This window comes from Vibrio sp. 05-20-BW147 (genome assembly GCF_013369385.1).
Classification (GTDB): domain Bacteria; phylum Pseudomonadota; class Gammaproteobacteria; order Enterobacterales; family Vibrionaceae; genus Vibrio; species Vibrio floridensis.
Map to the genome: position 1 here is coordinate 1 of NZ_SZTO01000079.1, position 857 is coordinate 857.

The 857-nt window shown below is 38.7% G+C and carries 2 protein-coding genes and 1 pseudogene; all 3 read right to left on the bottom strand.

Features of this window, described 5'->3' with window-relative positions; all coding sequences use genetic code 11:
- A pseudogene (locus tag FC652_RS20050) lies at positions 1-79 on the bottom strand (DUF3265 domain-containing protein); the annotation flags it as partial.
- A gap of 16 nt (positions 80-95) precedes the next feature.
- Entirely contained in the window at positions 96-365 is a 270-nt protein-coding gene (locus FC652_RS20725; protein ID WP_176299899.1) for a hypothetical protein, read from the bottom strand.
- Between the two features lie 205 nt (positions 366-570).
- A partial coding sequence (locus FC652_RS20060) for a barstar family protein (protein WP_217904691.1) occupies positions 571-857 on the bottom strand: 287 nt, incomplete at its 5' end.

Sequence of the window (857 nt, forward strand, 5' to 3'; positions counted from 1 at the left end):
GCACACCACTTTCACTACCAAAACTCACCGCATACCAAAAATGCCACGCGGCATGAATCCCTCTTGAACGCCTTGTTATGTGTTTGAATTAATGGTTAAAGATTACCTATTTTGACCACAAAGCGCGATAATTTATGCCCCACCGCGAAACTTACTACCGCCACAGTAACAGCAACTATTATTGAGAAAAAGTAGCCAACCGTTGTCGAAACACCAAAACCCCAAACGAAAGAAAATACCAAACCTTGGAAAGCTTCGTATGGCCAAACGAGAAGCGGAAAGTGAGACCCGTCCATGATGACGAAAACTAGGGTACTCAAAGATAAAAACGATGATAAGAACCCAATGATGTTGTGACGATTCATGCTAGTAATCCACTAGAAACATTTTCCGCAATTCTAATTTTTACTTTTTGATTTCGAAAGATAAATTCCGGAAAGACACATAACGCCCTGTTAAGTAGTGAGGCACGCTATACAAATGCTTCTGCACTACTCCGTAATCACAAAACTCACTGCAAACCAAAAATGCCACGCGTGCCGAATCTGCTTGAACAGTTTGTTATGTTCGTTACTTAATTATGATTTCAGAACCTGAATGTTTAATTGATGTATCAATAAAAATGCCTATTACAGAACGCATAAATTCATGGATACAGTCTGACGCTTCACCAGTATTAACATTTACAATTTTGTAAGGTGGTTCAATCCCATTAATACCGCCATTCACCAAACTATCGTTCAATGTATCTAAGTTATTTCCATGCCAGTCAGGGGCTTTCACTTGTGGTAGAAACAATCGATAAAAGTCTTCTGGTGACATTATCGATTTCCAATCTATGAATATTTCCATTACTA